Origin of the sequence: Kerstersia gyiorum (genome assembly GCF_004216755.1) — a bacterium.
GTDB lineage: Bacteria > Pseudomonadota > Gammaproteobacteria > Burkholderiales > Burkholderiaceae_B > Kerstersia > Kerstersia gyiorum.
Genome location: NZ_SGWZ01000003.1, coordinates 431,525 through 447,404, shown reverse-complemented (window position 1 = coordinate 447,404; position 15,880 = coordinate 431,525). Strand labels below are relative to the sequence as shown.

The following is a 15,880-nucleotide window of genomic DNA, read 5'->3' as shown; positions in this document are numbered from 1 at the left end:
TCATGAATCCCTACGTCATTGAACCCGACCTGAACGGCGAAGGCCTGCACATTGGTATCGTGCGCGCCCGCTTCAACGAATCCATCGGCCTGGCTGAGCTCGAAAGCTGCCTGGAAGAGCTGGAAAGCCTGGGCGTCGATCCGCGCGACGTGATGGTCACCAGCGTGCCCGGCGCGCTGGAACTCGGCCCGGTCCTGGTGCAGATGGCCGATACCGGCGAATTCGATGCCCTGATCGCCCTGGGTGCCGTGATTCGCGGTGAAACCTACCATTTCGAGATCGTCAGCAATGAAAGCGCTGCCGCGATCTCTCGCGTTGCCCTGGAAACCGGCGTGCCGGTGGCCAATGGCGTGCTGACCACCGAGAACGAAGAGCAGGCGGAAGTCCGCGCAGCCGACAAGGGCCGTGATTGCGCCCGTGCAGCGGTGGAAATGGTGAACCTCCTCGTGGCCTTGCAGCCCGAGGAAGGTGATGAAGATGAGGAAGAAGATTTTGACGAATCCGAGGACGATCGTGGCTGAGCAGGCGTCTGGACGTAGTGCGCGCCGCCGTGCGCGCGAATTTGCATTGCAGGGTATTTACGCCTGGCTGGTTCGTGGCGACCAGGGCGACAAGGACACCGGTTCCATCGACGCCCACCTGCGTTCGGACCCCGAGTTCGGCGAAGCGGATTTCGATTGGTACCGTACTTTGCTCAACGGTGTGTTTACCGATGCGGCGGACCTGCGCGAGAAATTCCAGCCCTTCATCGACCGTCCGCTGGCCGAGTTGTCGCCGGTGGAGCATGGCATCCTGCTGATCGGTACCTTCGAGCTGACGCGTCATCCCGAAGTGCCGTACAAAGTGGCGATCAACGAAGCCGTGGAGCTGGCCAAGTCCTTTGGCGGTACCGATGGTTTCAAGTTCGTCAATGGTGTGCTCGACAAGCTGGCCGCCGTCGTCCGGCCCCAGGAGCTGCGCGCTGCACCGCGTCGCTGACCAGCGCTTGCCTGTCCGGGCATTGCTGCGGCGGGTTCATAGTTGATGTGCGTAGGCGGGTTCGTGCCGTAAGGTGACGAGCCCGTTTTCTTTCCAGGGAACACGATGGCAGCAGAGTTCGATCTCATCCGGAAATATTTCACGCAGCCGGCCCCGCAGGGCATGCTGGGCGTGGGCGACGATTGTGCGCTGTTTCCCGTGCCTGCCGGGCAGACCTGCGCCGTGAGTACGGACTTGCTGGTCGAGGGGCGCCATTTCTTTCCGGATGTCGATCCGGTTTTGCTGGGGCACAAGGCGCTGGCCGTCAACCTTTCCGATCTGGCCGCCATGGGGGCGGAGCCGCTGGCGTGTGTGCTGGGGCTGAGTCTGCCAGCGGTCGATGCCGTTTGGCTGGATGGATTTTCGCGCGGCTTCTTGGCGCTGGCGCGGGAGTACGGATGCCCGCTGGTCGGCGGGGATACCACCCGCGGACCGCAGGTATGCATCAGTGTGACGGTTTTCGGTGCCGTCCCGGCAGCTCAGGCGCTGCGCCGGGATGCCGGCCGGCCAGGGGATGATATCTGGGTCTCTGGCACGCTGGGCGGGGCGGACATCGCCCTGCAACTGCTGCAAGGCAAACTGCCCGGGGAAGCCTGGCGGCTGCCTGGGCTGCGTGGTGCGCTGGAATGTCCGGCGCCGCAACTGGCGCTGGGGCGCCGCTTGCGTGGCATTGCGCACGCGGCGATAGATATCTCCGACGGGTTGTTGCAGGACCTGGGCCATATTCTGGCAGCCAGTGCATGCGCGGCGCGGCTGGATGTCCGCGCCTTGCCCGCGCATCCCGGTCTGGCCGGGATGGATGAGGATATCCTGCTGGATGCCTTGCTGGGGGGCGGCGACGTCTACCAACTGTGTTTTACGGCAGCGCCGCAACAGCGGGAGCAGGTGGCGCAGGCGGCAGCGGCCGCTGGTGTTGCGGTCAGTCGTATTGGCGTGCTGGAAGCCGGGCCTGCCGGCTTGCTGCTGGACAACCAGGGCGCACCGCTGCACGTGCGGCGTGCTGGTTTCGATCATTTTGAAGGACAGTCATGAATAGCAGCAAGTATGGTAATGGCGCGCCGGTGCAGCCTACCCTGGCCTGGGCATTGCGTTCGCCTGCGCGGTTCCTCGCGGTGGGCCTGGGCAGCGGCCTGTTGCGGCCGGCTCCGGGAACCTGGGGCACGCTTGCGGCCTGGCTGCTGTGGCTGCTGGTGCCGCTGGGCTCGTCGAGTATCGGCATCGGCGTGATCCTGTTGCTGTGCTTCATCTATGGCTGCTGGATCTGCCAGCGCACCGGCATGGATCTGGGCGTACCTGACCATGGCGCCATGGTGTGGGATGAAATGGTGGCCTTCTGGCTGGTGCTCTGGCTGTCGCCGGCAGGCTGGTGGGCCCAGTTGTGCGCCTTCCTGCTGTTTCGCCTGTTCGATATCGTGAAACCTGCCCCCATCCGGCAGCTCGACGCCCATTTCAAGAATGGCTTTGGCGTCATGCTGGACGACCTGCTGGCGGCGGGTTATACCTTGATAGTCATGCTGTTGTTGGGCTGGATTGGCCTGTTCGGCTGAGGACTGGGCAGAGCGCCTTGCGGGGCTTCGCAAGGGGGCAGGGATGGTGCGGCACAGGCAGCAAATGAACGGAGAGTGCTCAATGGAAATGGAGTCTGATAAGGAAATCCTGGAGGCCGTGCAGGCATTGGCGGCCGCATTGACGCAGCGCGGTTGGCGGCTGGGCACGGCAGAGTCCTGCACGGGCGGCCTGTTGGCCGGGGCGCTGACTGCCGTGGCAGGCTCCAGCGATTGGTACCATGGCGGTTTCGTCACCTACAGTAACGCCGAGAAAATTCGCCAGCTGGGCGTTGCCGAAGTGTCCCTGGACATGCATGGTGCGGTCAGCGAACAGGTCGCCAGCCAGATGGCGACTGGTGTTCTGGCCGTCACGCGGGAAACGCAGTTCGCCATTTCCACGACCGGTATTGCCGGCCCTGGTGGCGCGACGCCGGGCAAGCCGGTCGGCATGGTGTGCTTTGGGTTTGCACGGCTGTGCGATGACGGCGTGGTGGTTGCCGCCCAGACCCGCCTGTTCGATGGGGATCGCGCCGCCGTTCGGCGTGCGGCTGTGCTGTATGCCCTGAGGGCGGCGCTGCCGCTGGTCAGCGCGCCCTGCACTACCCGCTGATGCGGCGGGCAGCCTGCTGCCCAGGCCTGTGCTGCCACTGCACTGCCATATACCAAGGTATCGCCGCGCCACCCAAAGATGCACTGGCCTGCGCGCCGGCTGGCGCGCATAATCCGTACTGTTCCGCATCCCTGTGGCGCATCGGCCCGGCTTCCCGTGGCCTGCTCGGTGTCCGGCGCACAGGCCAGGCCCGCGCCTGGACGAGAACATGCTTCGGCCGCCAGGCCGAAGTCCTGCAAAATTGGCCCGCCATGCCGGCGCAGCCATGATTCCACAAAAAAAATGCCAGAAGACAGTTGTAGTTCCTTCTTATTGCGCCTGCGCCGCACTGATTGATCCGGGGTTTCGTCTTGCCCGCGGCGGCCAGGTCATTCCGACGATCCGCAGAGGTAAGAAATGAAATTCCTGAACGTGGCTTTCCTGTCCCGGCATCAGATTGCCATCCACACCCTGTTTGCCAACGCCGCCGGTGCTGCCGCTGCCAGGCAGCGCAGCACGGCTGTGAATCATCCGGCCATGGCCAAGTGTGTGGGCGGCCGCAAGGCGGTTTGGCGTACTACCCCCACTGGTGGCCTGGAGTGCCGTTGGGTGGCCGATGATGGCGCCCAGGGGCGTCCCAGGCGCCGGTCTGCCTATGCCAGAATCGGTGCCTGAAAGCGTGCCGGGGAATGGCGCGGCTGGAACCGGCGGATTCACCGTGAGCGAAGTGATACGCGTGCCGGCACGGCATCCCCTGTTTCGCATGTTCTGAGCCTGCTGCCTGGCTGCGCTGCCGTTCGGCGGCACAGCCAGGCAGGGCGGCATTTGCGCTTCCCTGTTTTCTGCGTGACAGGCAGAACGCAAGGGACGATTGATGATGGAATTCAAGGTATGAGGCGACTGCGGCGGCCGATGGTAAGATCGCTTCGAACAGGCAAGAGGCAGGGAGCCGCCCGCAACATGAAGGACAAGCTGTCTATCACGCGCGAGACCCGTCTGCGGCCGGGCCTGCGCCGGGCGTTGTGGACGGCCTTGCTCCTGCTGGCGATGGCCCTGGTGTTTGTCGCAGATACCGTCACCGATTACGCCATTGCGTTTCCCGTGTTCTATTGTGCAGTCATTCTGGCCGCCATGCGTATTTATGGCAGCCGCACCGTCGTGGCGCTGTCTTCGGCCTGCGTGGTGCTGACCGTCCTGAGCTTTCTGCTGACGCGCAGCGGCGCCTATGAAATCGGACTGATCAATTCTGCGCTGAGTATTGTGGCAATAGGCGTTACCACCTGGCTGGCCTTGAAAATGGCTTCCGCGCAGCGCCTGGCGCATGCCGCGCAAGCGCGCCTGGAGCGTATGGCGCGCTCCAGCAGCATGGGGGAGCTGACCACTTCCATCGCCCATGAAGTCAACCAGCCGCTGGCGGCCATCAGCACCAGCGCCCATGCCTGCCAGCGCTGGCTGGATATGGCGCCACCCAATCTGGAAAAGGCGCGTCAGGCAGCCGGGCGCATCGTCGAGGATGCCCACCGCGCCAGCGCCGTCATTGAACGGGTGCGGGCGCTGACGCGCGGCGAAGCGCCGGCCCGCGAACCTTTCGACCTGAATGCTGCCGTGATCGAGGCGGCCTTGCTGATGCATGCCGAATTCGAGCGGCATGGTGTCGAACTGATCCTGAAGCTGGCCGATGAGATGCCGGCGGTCCTGGCAGACCAGGTCCAGGTGCAGCAGGTGCTCGGCAATCTGTTGCTCAATGCTGCCGAGGTTATGGACCAGGCCGGTATCCGGGCGGGGGCAGTGACCCTCAGCACCGGGCTGGCGCCCGACGGCCAGGCAGAGGTTGCCGTGGCCGACCAGGGGCCGGGCCTGGCGCCTGCCGAACTGGCGCAGATTTTCGATGCTTTCTGGAGCAGCAAGGAAAACGGTCTGGGACTGGGGCTGGCGATCAGCCGTTCTATCGTCGAGGCCAATGGCGGCCGCATAGAAGCCCTGGCACGGCCTGGCGGGGGCCTGGTCTGCCGTTTTACCCTGGCGTTGGCGCCACAGGAGAACGTGTAGTGCAACGAGTATCCGATACCGGCGTGTCACCCATCATTTACGTCGTCGATGACGACGCCTCCATGCGCCTAGCGCTGGAAGACCTGCTGGCCTCAGTGGGCCTGCAGGTCAGCAGCCATGCCTCGGTGGCGGCGTTCCTGGCCTGCGAACGGCCGGATGCGCCTGGCTGCATGATCCTGGACATTCGCATGCCAGGGCAGAGCGGCATGGATTTTCATCGCCAGATGGAAAGTCTAGGCCTGCGCCTGCCAGTGATTTTCATCACCGGCCATGGCGATATCGCCATGGGGGTGGAGGCCATGAAAAATGGCGCCATCGAATTCCTGCCCAAGCCTTTCCGTGACCAGGACTTGCTGGATGCGATCCAGCGCGGCCTGGGGCTGGACCAGGCGCGCCGGGCGCGGGAAGCGGAGATGGCTGTGTTGCGTCGCCACTGGGACACACTGACGGTCGGAGAGCAGGCCGTGATGCAGGGCGTGGCGCGTGGCTTGCTGAACAAGCAGATTGCCGACGAACTGGGCCTGAGCGAAGTGACGGTCAAGGTCCGGCGCGGCAACGTGATGAAGAAAATGCAGGCCCGCACCCTGGCGGACCTGATACGCATGGCGGACCGGCTGGCGCCGTAGCCTTCAGCCGGGGGCCATCTTTCAGCGGCAGGCGTTGATGGCGTCGCGGGTTTCCTGCGCCGCACGGGCGGCGGCTTCACGCCAGTCTTCATCGCTGCTGGCGTATAGTACCGCACGCGAGGAATTGATCATCATGCCGGTGCCGCGGCTGTTGATGCCTGCCCTGACTGTCTTGGGAATATCGCCGCCCTGGGCGCCGATGCCGGGCACCAGCAGGGGGATGTCGTCGCCAATGCGTTGGCGGACGCGTGCCAGTTCTTCGGGCCGGGTTGCACCGACCACCAGGCCGCATTGCTTGTCCTGGTTCCATTGCTGGCGGACGACATCTGCAACACGCAGGTAAAGCGGGTCGCCGTCGCCGATCAGCAGTTCCTGGAAGTCCGCGCCACCGGAATTGGAAGTGCGGCACAGCACGATGATGCCGCGATCCTTCCAGCGCAGGTAGGGCTCGACTGAATCCGAACCCATGTACGGGCTGACCGTCACGGCATCGGCCTGGTAACGTTCGAAAGCTTCCAGCGCGTAGTGCTCGGCGGTGGAGCCGATATCGCCGCGCTTGGCATCCAGGACCAGCACCTTATCGGGATGATGGCTGCGCAGGTGCGCGCACAAGGCTTCGAGCTGGGTTTCGGCGCCATGTGCGGCGAAGTGCGCAATCTGCGGCTTGAAACCACAGACATAGGGGGCGACCGCGTCGGCAATATCCCGGCAGAAACGGAAAATGGCGTCGGGCTGGGCGCCCAGGGAATCCGGGAAGCGCTCGGGCAGGGGGTCCAGTCCGACCATCAGCAGGGAGTTGGAGCTGGTCCAGGCTTTTTCCAGTTTCTGGATGAAAGACATATCAGGCGTAGAAATCCGTTAGGGTTGAAGAAGCAGCCGCGCGGCAAGCAGCCGGACTGCCGCGCAGGGCGCGTCAGTGCAGCTTGACGCGCGAGTGGGTGCGCCGCACCAGCAGGCGGGCCAGCGCCAGCGAGGCCGTACGGCTGACGCCAAGGATGGCGCGGTGGTGCATCAGGTGCAGGCTCATGTACATCATGCGTGCCAGCATGCCGCTCAGGAACAGGCCGCGACCGGTCAGCTTGCCCATGAGGCTGCCGACGCCGGCATCCTGGCCCAGCGATACCAGCGAACCATGGTCTTCATAGACATAGGGCTTGTCTTCCGGGGCTTCGCCTTTCAGGCGGGCGCCCAACTGGCGCGCCAGGTAGCTGGCCTGCTGGTGTGCCGCCTGGGCGCGCGCAGGCACCAGGCGTCCTTCGGTCCAGGGGGCGGCAGCGCAGTCGCCCATGGCATAGATGTCGGGGTCGGGCGTGCGCAATTGCTCGTCGACCATCACCTGGCCATTGCGATGCAGCGGCAGCTCAAGCTTTTGCAGCAGGTCGGGCGCGCTGATGCCGGCTGCCCACAGGCACATGTCGGCATGGAAGCGGCGGCCGTCGCGGGTCGTGACGTGGTCTTCCGTGACACTGGCAACCGCGCAACCGGTTTCGACGCGGATATCCAGGCTTTCCAGGCGGTCCTGGGCAGCCTTGGAAATGCGTTCCGGCAAGGCGGCCAGGATGCGTGGTGCGCCTTCGATCAGGGTGATAGCCAGGTCCAGCCTGGGGTTGAAGGCGGACAGGCTGTAGGCGCTCACTACGTGGCTGGCTTCGCGCAACTCCACGGCCAGCTCCACGCCGGTGGCGCCGCCGCCGACGATAACCAGGTGCAGGCGCGCTTCCGGATCGGTGGCCTTGGCTTGGTCGACGCGCAGCATGGCTTCGAGGATCTGCAGCCGAAAGGCCTCGGCAGCCTCGACGTTATCCAGTGTGACGGCGTGCTCCTGCGCGCCAGGCGTGCCGAAGAAGTTGGCCTTGCTGCCGATTGCCATGACGAGGATGTCGTAGGGCACCTCGCGTGGCGGGATCAGCTCACGGTTGCCGGGGCCGGCAATGGCGCCGATTTTCAGTACCTTGCGTTCGCGGTCGATGTCCAGCATCGGGCCAAGAATGAAGGAAAAATGGCAGATGTGCGCCAGCACCAGATAGGACAGGCCTTCCTGGTGGATATCCAGCGTGCCGGCTGCCACTTCATGCAGCGAGGGCTTCCAGATGTGATAGGGCAGCGAGTCGATCAGCGTGACGGCTTGAGGGCCGTGACGCCGTCCCAGGCGGGCGGCCAGTTCCAGTCCGCCCGCGCCGCCGCCGACGATGACAACGCGGGGAGTGGGGGAAGTGGCACTGTGGCGATGTGCTGTCATGGTGCGTGGCGTGTAGGTGAAAGGGTAATTCTAAGGCATGCGGGGGCCGGACTGGGCGGGCGGCGCGGCATCGGCCGGGCACGCTTATTGCAGGAAGCGCGCTGCCAGGATGGTCAGCCAAACCACGGCGGTGAAGATCAGGCTCAGCATGACCGCCGCACTGCCCAGGTCCTTGGCGCGCCCCAGCAAGGGGTGGCGTTCCACACTGAGCGCATCGGCCAGCGCTTCGATGGCCGAATTCAGCAGCTCGACGACCAGGACGAGCAGTACCACACCGATCAGCATGAAGACTTCGCCGGTATTGCGGCCCAGGAAGAAGGCGGCGGGAATCAGCAGGATGGCCAGCGCCAGCTCTTGGCGGAAAGCGGCTTCGTATTTGATCGCGGCGCCGAAGCCCTGCAGCGAGTAGCGCAGCGCATTGAAAATGCGGCGCAGTCCGCCACGGCTTTTGAACGGCGAATGCTGCTGGGGGGAGGGGGGAGTTTGCGTCACGGTGTGGCGGCCTCATCAGGTGGCGGAGAACAGGCGGGGAGCGCAGCGGTGGCGCCCGGCTGGCCTGCCGGGAAGCATGCGTCAGCCAGGCGGGGCATGTCCCTGTGCGGACGTGATTTTACGTGAACCCTGTGACTCGTGGCTTTCTAGGTGATAGTCCGGCTATGCCGGGGCCGGTACCCGGCATTAGCATGAACGGGTACGGTGCGTCTGGCGCACCATGGGCCTTCAAATCCTGTGCCGCTGATGAATACACTGAACCTGCATGAGCGCATTGCCGCGCTGCGCGGCCTGTTCGAATTCGACGCCGTGCAACTGCTGGCCCATGCGCCGGGTAGCGACAGGCATGTCGAGGTATGGCGGCATGGCTACAACACGCTGTGTGCGACGGCGCTGGCGGTGGATTTCCCGCGCCTGTACCCGCCAGGCTTCACCCGTCGCTTCTCGCCGGTGGAACTCTTGCCGCCATCCATTTCAGAGTCTTCCGAAGGCATGTATCCACCTTTTCGGACCACGCGGCTTTATACCGGTGCGCTGCATGCCTATGGTTTCGAGGATGGCATGACGCTGGAACTGGGCATTCAGGGCGGCTACTGCGGCCTGGCGCATTTTTCCTCACGCAAGGCGGGAATCTTCGACCGTCGTGCGCGGGAGCAGGCGCGCGGCGTGCAGGGCCTGCTGGAAAATTCAGTGCGCGAGCATCTGCCGCCAGTGGCCGGGCAGCAGGAAACCCTGTTGCTGCGTTTCGAGCCAGGGGAGGGCGGTGCGCTGGCCTTGGCGGGCAGGGTTCCGGCGGAGCTGGATGCGCAAGCGTTGGCTCAGGTTCTGCAGGCATGGCCGACTGCGGCGCAGCCCTTGCATTGCTTCTGGCTGATGGGCCGGCGCAGCATGCGGCTTGCCGCCAGGTGGTTGCAACAGGGTGGGGTGCTTGCCAGCCTGTATCCTGCACTGCCGCCGCATGGGATCAGTCTGCGTGAACTGCAAGTTCTGAGTTGGCTGATGGCCGGTCTGCCGGACCGGGAAATCGCGGCTTGCATGGGCGTGGGCGAGCGTACCGTGCATACGCATGTGGCCGGGCTGCTGGTCAAGCTGGGGCTGGAACGGCGTGTTCAGGCAGCTGTGCAGGCAGCCGTGAACGGTTGGTATTTGCCGGACCGGCAAGGCCGGATACTGGCGGCGTTGGGGACATTGGGGGCTTCAGGCTCCTGAACGGTGAAGTGCTGCCGGGCAGCAGCAAGGCAGGCGCCGCCCGACCGGTGCGCTAGCGGATATCGGACAGCAGCGGAACGACTTCATCGACGGCGGCGCGCTCGGCGGGTTGCAGGGTGTCGCCACCCATGCCGGCCAGGAAGTCTCCGTAAGGATCGGCCAGCGAGCGTACGCCGGTCAGTTCCTCGATGACGGCCAGGCCGCAGAAAGGCAGGTAGTGAGGGCTGTAACCGCCTTCCTGGACAAACACGATGCGTCCGTCGCAGATCTCCGTGGCGCAATCTATGGCCCGGCGCGCCATTTGCCGGAAACCAGTGGCGGTGACCATCATGCGCGCCAGCGGGTCAAGCATGCTGGCATCGAATCCGGCGCCGACGATGATGAGTTGCGGCCGGTAGGTGCGCAGCGCCGGCAGCACCACCTGATCCATGGCGTACAGATAGGCGGCGTTGCCGCCACCGGGCGGCAGCGGGACATTGATGTTGTAGCCGTGGCCAGGGCCTTCGCCGCGTTCGGAGCGATAGCCGGAATCGGCGGGGAAGCATAGATGCTGGTGCAGCGAAATAGTCAGCACGGAAGCGTCGCGCCACCAGATGTCCTGTGTGCCGTTGCCGTGGTGTACGTCCCAGTCGAGGATGGCGACCCTGTCCATGCCCAGTACCTCGCGGGCGTAGCCGGCCGCGACCGAAGTGTTGTTGAAGATGCAGAAGCCCATGGCCGCATCGTGGGGGGCGTGGTGGCCGGGCGGATTGACCAGTGCATAGCCCGAGGACAGGTCGCCGCTGGCTACCTTACGGGTCAGTTCAATGGCGCCGCCAGCAGACAGGCGGGCGATCTCCAGGCCGCCATTGCCCATCATGGTGATGCCATCGCCCGTATCGCCGCCAGTGGGCAGGTTGCTGACGCGCTTCATGTTTTCCAGATGCGCGGCGCTGTGGGCGCGCAGGATGTCGGCATCGCTGGCTTCTATCGCAGCAACCGGCGTCAGGTGCTCTATCTGGCCGGAAGCGCACACCAGCTCATGGAAACGACGCTTGGTATCAGGGTGCGCCAGGTGATGGCTGATGGGTTGCATGCGTGCGGCCAGATTGGCTGCCGCGAGGCTGCCGGTGCCAGTATCGACCCAGCCGTAAAGCGTGTTCCAGACGTATCCGATGGCCATGCGTGTCTCCTTGTTGTCGTTGGGGATGGCAGGCTCATGGTAGGCAGGATGGCTTGAATGCGCCTCCGTAGATTTGCGGAGCCGCAGGCCAGGGTTTGCCTGGGGGCATCACGTGAAACGCCCCGCCAGGATGACTCCTGGCGGGGCGTTTGTCGCAACGGCCGGGGAGGGTGAGGCTCTCCCCGGCAGAGGCAGGCGTAGGCTTAGAAGCCCATGCCGCCCATGCCGCCCATGTCGGGCATGGCCGGCGCGGCCGGCTTGTCTTCGACGATTTCGACGACAGCGGCTTCAGCGGTCAGCAGCAGGCTGGCGATGGAAGCAGCGTTTTGCAGGGCATTGCGGGTCACCTTGGTGGGATCCAGCACGCCTTGCTCGACCAGGTCGGCGTACTCGCCGGTGGCAGCGTTGTAGCCGTAGTTGCCCTTGCTGTTCAGCACGGTGTTGACGACCACGCTGGACTCTTCGCCAGCGTTTTCGACGATGGTGCGCAGCGGCGCTTCGATAGCGCGCAGGATCAGCTGGATACCGGCGTTCTGGTCAGGCGTATCGCCCTTCAGGTCGGCAACCGCTTGCTTGGCACGCAGCAGCGCCACGCCGCCGCCAGCCACCACGCCTTCTTCCACAGCAGCGCGGGTAGCGTGCAGGGCGTCTTCAACGCGGGCCTTCTTTTCCTTCATTTCCACTTCGGTGGCAGCACCGACGCGGATCACGGCCACACCACCAGCCAGCTTGGCGACGCGCTCTTGCAGCTTCTCGCGGTCGTAGTCGGAGGAAGCTTCCTCGACTTGCAGGCGGATTTGCTTGACGCGGGCTTCGATGCTGGCAGCAGCACCGGCGCCGTCGATGATGGTGGTGTTTTCCTTGCCCACTTCGATGCGCTTGGCCTGGCCCAGCTCTTCCAGCGTGGCCTTTTCCAGCGACATGCCGGTTTCTTCGGAGATCACCGTGCCGCCCGTCAGGATGGCGATGTCTTCCAGCATGGCCTTGCGGCGGTCGCCGAAGCCAGGCGCCTTGACGGCGGTGGTCTTCAGGATGCCACGGATGTTGTTGACCACCAGGGTCGCCAGGGCTTCGCCTTCGACGTCTTCGGCGATGATCAGCAGCGGACGGCTGGATTTGGCAACTTGCTCCAGCACCGGCAGCAGGTCACGGATGTTGCTGATCTTCTTGTCGTAGATCAGGATGAAGGGGTCATCCAGGGCGGCAACTTGCTTTTCCTGGTTGTTGATGAAGTAGGGCGACAGGTAGCCGCGGTCGAATTGCATGCCTTCGACGACGTCCAGCTCGTTTTCCAGCGACTTGCCGTCTTCGACGGTGATGACGCCTTCCTTGCCGACCTTGTCCATGGCGTCAGCAATGATCTGACCGACGGAAGCGTCGCTGTTGGCCGAGATGGAACCGACCTGGGCAATTTCCTTGCTGGTCGTGATGGCCTTGCTCTGGCTCTTCAGTTGCTCGACGATGGCGACAACAGCCTTGTCGATACCGCGCTTCAGGTCGATGGGGTTGAAGCCGGCGGCAACGTACTTCAGGCCTTCTTGAACGACGGCCTGGGCCAGCACGGTGGCGGTGGTGGTGCCGTCACCGGCGTTGTCGTTGGTACGCGAAGCGACATCTTTGACGAGCTGTGCGCCGATGTTTTCGAACTTGTCCTTCAGTTCGATTTCCTTGGCGACGGAAACGCCGTCCTTGGTCACCAGCGGGGCGCCGAAGGAGCGTTCCAGCACAACGTTGCGGCCTTTCGGGCCCAGGGTGGTCTTAACGGCGTTGGCGAGGATATTGACGCCACGGACGATGCGCACGCGGGCGTCATCACCGAACAGAACTTGCTTGGCAGCCATTGTGTTATTCCTTACTAGAGATCTGTGTAGGGTGGATCAGGCTTGGAATCAGCTTACTGAATCACGGCAAGGACTTCGTCCTCGCGGATGACCAGCAGCTCTTCGCCATCGACCTTGACGGCCTGGCCGGCATACTTGCCGAACAGCACCTTGTCGCCGACCTTCAGGTCGACCGGCAGCACCTTGCCGTCTTCGGTCTTCTTGCCGGGGCCGACGGCCAGGACTTCGCCTTGGTCGGGCTTCTCAGCGGCGCTTTCGGGGATAACGATGCCGGAGGCAGTCTTGCGTTCGTTGTCCAGACGCTTGATGATCACACGATCATGCAGGGGACGCAGGGCCATGAAGAACTCCTGTATATCTAGCTAAGGTTTGAATGAGGTAACAAAACCAATTTGGTAATGCAGGGGCCGAAAGGCTTGTTAGCACTCGACGGCCTTGAGTGCTAATTATAAGGACGGCTTTGCATTTTTCAAGGGGGCGTTTCCAGAGGAAAATACGCGGGCAGGCTCAGAGGCGCGCTGGAGCAGGGTGACAGGCGCGGCAGACAAGAACAGATATTTCGTACAGGCAGACATGATTCTTCAGGCTCCCGTTTCCATTCAGGCGCAACTGTCACGCACGCTGGCGGCCTTGAAACAGCATCTGGGCGGGTCCGTCCGCGCGATCCATTTGTTTGGTTCGGCGGTGGATGGCGGCCTCAAACCCTTGAGTGACATAGACCTGCTGGTGACGGTCGATGAGGCGCCCGGCGCCTTGCGCCGCGAGGCCTTGATGCGCGATTTGCTGCTGATATCCGCTTTCCCGGGCACGGATCCCGAACGCCGGGCGCTGGAAGTGACGGTGCTGGCGCAAGAGGATGTGTTGCCCTGGCGTTATCCGGCGCGGCGGCAACTGCAATTCGGCGAATGGCTGCGGGCCGATCTTGAGACGGGCGTGTTCGAGCCCGCCATGGCAGACCCGGATCTGGCGATTTTGCTCACCAAGGTCAGGCGGCACAGCCTGGCATTGCATGGCCCGGCGGCCCAGGATTTTTTCGATCCGGTCCCTGCCGGGGATGTCCGTCATGCCTTGCTGCAAACCCTGGCGCAGTGGCAAGACGAGGCGGACTGGGCTGGCGATGAAAGAAACATCGTTCTGGCCCTGGCGCGCATTTGGTACACCTCTGTGACCGGCGAGATTGCGGCCAAGGATGTTGCCGCAGAGTGGGCCTTGCAGCGGGTGCCGCAGCCGCACCAGCCTGTTTTGGTGGCGGCGCGGGATGGATACCGGGGCCTGGCGGCGGCGGATCTGGCTGCCTGCCCGCAGGAGCGGGCGGCGTTGCTGGCCTATATCCGGTCGTGTGTGCAGGACGGGCAGCGCTGAGCGGCAAGAGCGGCAGCAATGTGCAGCGGCAGGAAGGAGGCCGGGCGATATGTTGTTCCTGTGCACAGGAGACCTGATTTATCCAATGGGAAGCATTATCATAATCACCTGATTCTTTATCCAATTCGGCAGGTCAGTCATGATTCCAGGTTCCACGGCAGGCAAGGATGCCTTGCAGGCGCTCTATGCCAGCCATTATGGCTGGCTGGTCGGCTGGTTGAAACGCCGTGTGGAATCGCCGATGGACGCCGCTGACTTCGCCCAGGACACCTTTGTGCGCCTGCTGGCGCGCGAGCGCCCGCTGGATCAGGACCGCGAACCCCGCGCCTTACTGGCCCATATCGCCAAGGCCTTGCTGGTCGATCATTGGCGTCACCGGGCGGTCGAACAGGCTTTTCTCGATGCCCTGATGGCGCAACCTGAGCCGCTGGTGTCCTCGCCGGAAGAGATCGCGCTGGTGCGGGAAGCCCTGATGCGCATAGATGCCATGCTGGCGAGCATGCCGGAGAAAACCCGCGTGATCTTTCTGCTGTCCCGCATTGATGGCCTCAAGTACGCGGAGATAGGCGAACGCTTGGGCATGGCGGAAATTACCGTTAAGCGGCATATGCGCCGGGCCTGGATTGCCTGCCTGGAGCTGGCGTGAGCAGCAGCGCGATGCCGGCTCAGCAGGGCAGCGAAGGCGAGATTCCCGGCAGCGTGCTGGGTGAAGCGGCCGATTGGCTGATGCGCATGCAGGAAGGCGATTTGAACCGCCAGGAAATCAGGCATTTCCAGGCTTGGTGCCAGCGCAGCGCCCACCATGCCGAAGCCTGGCGCCGCGTGCAGGCGGTGCTGGGCACCTTCACGCAGGTGCCCGATACCTTGGGGCGGCGTTTGATTCCTGAACTGGCCGCGGGCGCCCGGCGGCGCCAGCGCGGAAGACGCCAGATTCTGGCGGGGCTGGGGGCGCTGGCGATTGTGGGGCCTGCTTCCTGGATGATGGTGCGGCGGGTTCAGCCGCACTGGGATTGGTCGGCGGACTACCGGACGCGCATTGGCGAGATCCGAGAGCTGGTGCTGCCGGATGGCAGCCTGGTCGTGATGAATACAGGCAGCGCGATTGCGCTGCAATTCAGCGAAGCGGAACGCCGCGTGAATTTGCTGGCAGGCGAAGTCATGATCCAGACGCGTCCGGATACCCAGGCACGCGCCCGGCCGTTTCTGGTGCAGACGGCGCAAGGCACCGCCCAGGCGCTGGGTACGCGCTTCAGCGTGCGGACAGGGGATGGCGTGACCCGGGTGGAAGTGTTCGAAGGCCGGGTCATGGTGCGGCGCACGGATGGCGATGAACCGCTGGCGGTATTGCCGCCAGGGCAGGCCTTGACCTTCTCGCGCGACGGCGAACAGCAAGCTGAAGCGGTGGATGAAACCGCCTTGATGTGGCGTAACGACATGCTGCTTGTGCGCGATATGCCCTTGCAGGCTTTGCTGCAAGAGCTGGGGCGTTACCGCAATGGTTTGCTGCGGTGCTCGGAAGGCGCTGCCAATCTGCGCGTGTCAGGCGCCTTCCCGCTGCTGGATACCGATGCCAGCCTGGCATTGCTGACCGAAACCTTGCCGGTCAAAGTGCTGCGGCGCACCCGTTATTGGGTCACGGTTGTCCTGGATGCCGAAGAGGCCTGAACGGCACCCGCGGGTTCGGCGGATGCCGCTGGCATGGTGGGCCAGCAGCAGGGAAAATGAAAAAATAACAAACAAGAGTGAT

The 15,880-nt window shown here is 64.0% G+C and carries 18 protein-coding genes; 12 read left to right on the top strand and 6 right to left on the bottom strand.

Features of this window, described 5'->3' with window-relative positions; translation table 11 throughout:
* The first annotated feature begins 2 nt into the window (after positions 1-2).
* The 8 genes from ribH to EV679_RS11815 all read left to right on the top strand — a co-directional run bounded on the left by ribH (position 3) and on the right by EV679_RS11815 (position 5,828).
* Positions 3-521 (top strand): 6,7-dimethyl-8-ribityllumazine synthase, encoded by a 519-nt coding sequence (gene ribH / locus EV679_RS11850; protein ID WP_068375017.1) that lies wholly within the window; start codon positions 3-5, stop codon positions 519-521.
* Complete coding sequence (gene nusB / locus EV679_RS11845; RefSeq protein WP_068375015.1) at positions 478-978, top strand: transcription antitermination factor NusB; 501 nt, start codon at positions 478-480, stop codon at positions 976-978. The genes ribH and nusB overlap by 44 nt, the downstream gene beginning before the upstream one ends.
* A gap of 105 nt (positions 979-1,083) precedes the next feature.
* Positions 1,084-2,049 carry a thiamine-phosphate kinase gene (gene thiL, locus EV679_RS11840; protein ID WP_127773244.1) on the top strand — a complete coding sequence of 322 codons (966 nt, stop codon included), beginning with the start codon at positions 1,084-1,086 and terminating at the stop codon, positions 2,047-2,049.
* Positions 2,046-2,564: a phosphatidylglycerophosphatase A family protein gene (locus EV679_RS11835; RefSeq protein WP_068375010.1), complete on the top strand. Its 519-nt coding sequence runs from the start codon at positions 2,046-2,048 to the stop codon at positions 2,562-2,564. The genes thiL and EV679_RS11835 overlap by 4 nt, the downstream gene beginning before the upstream one ends.
* A gap of 82 nt (positions 2,565-2,646) precedes the next feature.
* Positions 2,647-3,174 (top strand): CinA family protein, encoded by a 528-nt coding sequence (locus EV679_RS11830; protein ID WP_238591446.1) that lies wholly within the window; start codon positions 2,647-2,649, stop codon positions 3,172-3,174.
* Between the two features lie 396 nt (positions 3,175-3,570).
* Positions 3,571-3,828, top strand: a complete 258-nt coding sequence (locus EV679_RS11825) for a hypothetical protein (RefSeq protein ID WP_068375000.1) — start codon at positions 3,571-3,573, stop codon at positions 3,826-3,828.
* 285 nt (positions 3,829-4,113) lie between these two features.
* The gene (locus EV679_RS11820) at positions 4,114-5,202 is read left to right on the top strand and encodes a sensor histidine kinase (protein WP_130487317.1); all 1,089 of its coding nucleotides are present in this window, start codon (positions 4,114-4,116) and stop codon (positions 5,200-5,202) included.
* On the top strand, positions 5,202-5,828 hold the full coding sequence (locus EV679_RS11815; RefSeq protein ID WP_068374998.1) for a response regulator transcription factor: 627 nt from the start codon (positions 5,202-5,204) through the stop codon (positions 5,826-5,828). Before EV679_RS11820 ends, EV679_RS11815 begins: the two co-directional genes overlap by 1 nt.
* Before the next feature lie 21 nt (positions 5,829-5,849).
* Here EV679_RS11815 and pyrF read toward each other — a convergent pair whose 3' ends face one another.
* The 3 genes from pyrF to EV679_RS11800 all read right to left on the bottom strand — a co-directional run bounded on the left by pyrF (position 5,850) and on the right by EV679_RS11800 (position 8,559).
* A complete protein-coding gene (gene pyrF / locus EV679_RS11810; RefSeq protein WP_130487316.1) occupies positions 5,850-6,668 on the bottom strand; it encodes an orotidine-5'-phosphate decarboxylase in 819 nt (272 codons plus the stop codon).
* A gap of 73 nt (positions 6,669-6,741) precedes the next feature.
* Complete coding sequence (locus EV679_RS11805; protein ID WP_068374994.1) at positions 6,742-8,067, bottom strand: NAD(P)/FAD-dependent oxidoreductase; 1,326 nt, start codon at positions 8,065-8,067, stop codon at positions 6,742-6,744.
* An 84-nt stretch (positions 8,068-8,151) separates the two neighbouring features.
* Positions 8,152-8,559 carry a diacylglycerol kinase gene (locus EV679_RS11800; RefSeq protein ID WP_068374990.1) on the bottom strand — a complete coding sequence of 136 codons (408 nt, stop codon included), beginning with the start codon at positions 8,557-8,559 and terminating at the stop codon, positions 8,152-8,154.
* Positions 8,560-8,805: 246 nt separating this feature from the next.
* Between EV679_RS11800 and EV679_RS11795 the strand changes: the two genes are divergently transcribed.
* Positions 8,806-9,768 carry a helix-turn-helix transcriptional regulator gene (locus EV679_RS11795; protein ID WP_130487315.1) on the top strand — a complete coding sequence of 321 codons (963 nt, stop codon included), beginning with the start codon at positions 8,806-8,808 and terminating at the stop codon, positions 9,766-9,768.
* Between the two features lie 52 nt (positions 9,769-9,820).
* On the opposite strand, the gene EV679_RS11790 is transcribed toward EV679_RS11795, so the two are convergent.
* The 3 genes from EV679_RS11790 to EV679_RS11780 all read right to left on the bottom strand — a co-directional run bounded on the left by EV679_RS11790 (position 9,821) and on the right by EV679_RS11780 (position 13,112).
* Positions 9,821-10,930, bottom strand: a complete 1,110-nt coding sequence (locus tag EV679_RS11790) for a class II histone deacetylase (protein ID WP_130487314.1) — start codon at positions 10,928-10,930, stop codon at positions 9,821-9,823.
* 203 nt (positions 10,931-11,133) lie between these two features.
* Positions 11,134-12,771, bottom strand: coding sequence for a chaperonin GroEL (groL, locus tag EV679_RS11785; RefSeq protein WP_068374984.1), 1,638 nt, complete (start codon positions 12,769-12,771; stop codon positions 11,134-11,136).
* 53 nt (positions 12,772-12,824) lie between these two features.
* The gene (locus EV679_RS11780) at positions 12,825-13,112 is read right to left on the bottom strand and encodes a co-chaperone GroES (protein ID WP_068374980.1); all 288 of its coding nucleotides are present in this window, start codon (positions 13,110-13,112) and stop codon (positions 12,825-12,827) included.
* A 232-nt stretch (positions 13,113-13,344) separates the two neighbouring features.
* Between EV679_RS11780 and EV679_RS11775 the strand changes: the two genes are divergently transcribed.
* From EV679_RS11775 to EV679_RS11765, 3 genes are all read left to right on the top strand, one after another.
* Entirely contained in the window at positions 13,345-14,133 is a 789-nt protein-coding gene (locus EV679_RS11775) for an AadA family aminoglycoside 3''-O-nucleotidyltransferase (RefSeq protein ID WP_068374977.1), read from the top strand.
* A 139-nt stretch (positions 14,134-14,272) separates the two neighbouring features.
* Complete coding sequence (locus EV679_RS11770; protein ID WP_068374974.1) at positions 14,273-14,779, top strand: sigma-70 family RNA polymerase sigma factor; 507 nt, start codon at positions 14,273-14,275, stop codon at positions 14,777-14,779.
* Positions 14,776-15,798 carry a FecR family protein gene (locus EV679_RS11765; RefSeq protein ID WP_207224921.1) on the top strand — a complete coding sequence of 341 codons (1,023 nt, stop codon included), beginning with the start codon at positions 14,776-14,778 and terminating at the stop codon, positions 15,796-15,798. The genes EV679_RS11770 and EV679_RS11765 overlap by 4 nt, the downstream gene beginning before the upstream one ends.
* The last annotated feature ends 82 nt before the right edge of the window (positions 15,799-15,880 follow it).

What these genes read in the sequence shown, in the direction of transcription:
- ribH (WP_068375017.1), top strand. Translation starts at nt 3, where the DNA reads ATGAATCCCTACGTCATTGAACCCGACCTGAACGGCGAAGGCCTGCAC.
- nusB (WP_068375015.1), top strand. Translation starts at nt 478, where the DNA reads ATGAGGAAGAAGATTTTGACGAATCCGAGGACGATCGTGGCTGAGCAG.
- thiL (WP_127773244.1), top strand. Translation starts at nt 1,084, where the DNA reads ATGGCAGCAGAGTTCGATCTCATCCGGAAATATTTCACGCAGCCGGCC.
- EV679_RS11835 (WP_068375010.1), top strand. Translation starts at nt 2,046, where the DNA reads ATGAATAGCAGCAAGTATGGTAATGGCGCGCCGGTGCAGCCTACCCTG.
- EV679_RS11830 (WP_238591446.1), top strand. Translation starts at nt 2,647, where the DNA reads ATGGAAATGGAGTCTGATAAGGAAATCCTGGAGGCCGTGCAGGCATTG.
- EV679_RS11825 (WP_068375000.1), top strand. Translation starts at nt 3,571, where the DNA reads ATGAAATTCCTGAACGTGGCTTTCCTGTCCCGGCATCAGATTGCCATC.
- EV679_RS11820 (WP_130487317.1), top strand. Translation starts at nt 4,114, where the DNA reads ATGAAGGACAAGCTGTCTATCACGCGCGAGACCCGTCTGCGGCCGGGC.
- pyrF (WP_130487316.1), bottom strand. Translation starts at nt 6,668, where the DNA reads ATGTCTTTCATCCAGAAACTGGAAAAAGCCTGGACCAGCTCCAACTCC.
- EV679_RS11805 (WP_068374994.1), bottom strand. Translation starts at nt 8,067, where the DNA reads ATGACAGCACATCGCCACAGTGCCACTTCCCCCACTCCCCGCGTTGTC.
- EV679_RS11795 (WP_130487315.1), top strand. Translation starts at nt 8,806, where the DNA reads ATGAATACACTGAACCTGCATGAGCGCATTGCCGCGCTGCGCGGCCTG.
- EV679_RS11790 (WP_130487314.1), bottom strand. Translation starts at nt 10,930, where the DNA reads ATGGCCATCGGATACGTCTGGAACACGCTTTACGGCTGGGTCGATACT.
- groL (WP_068374984.1), bottom strand. Translation starts at nt 12,771, where the DNA reads ATGGCTGCCAAGCAAGTTCTGTTCGGTGATGACGCCCGCGTGCGCATC.
- EV679_RS11780 (WP_068374980.1), bottom strand. Translation starts at nt 13,112, where the DNA reads ATGGCCCTGCGTCCCCTGCATGATCGTGTGATCATCAAGCGTCTGGAC.
- EV679_RS11775 (WP_068374977.1), top strand. Translation starts at nt 13,345, where the DNA reads ATGATTCTTCAGGCTCCCGTTTCCATTCAGGCGCAACTGTCACGCACG.
- EV679_RS11770 (WP_068374974.1), top strand. Translation starts at nt 14,273, where the DNA reads ATGATTCCAGGTTCCACGGCAGGCAAGGATGCCTTGCAGGCGCTCTAT.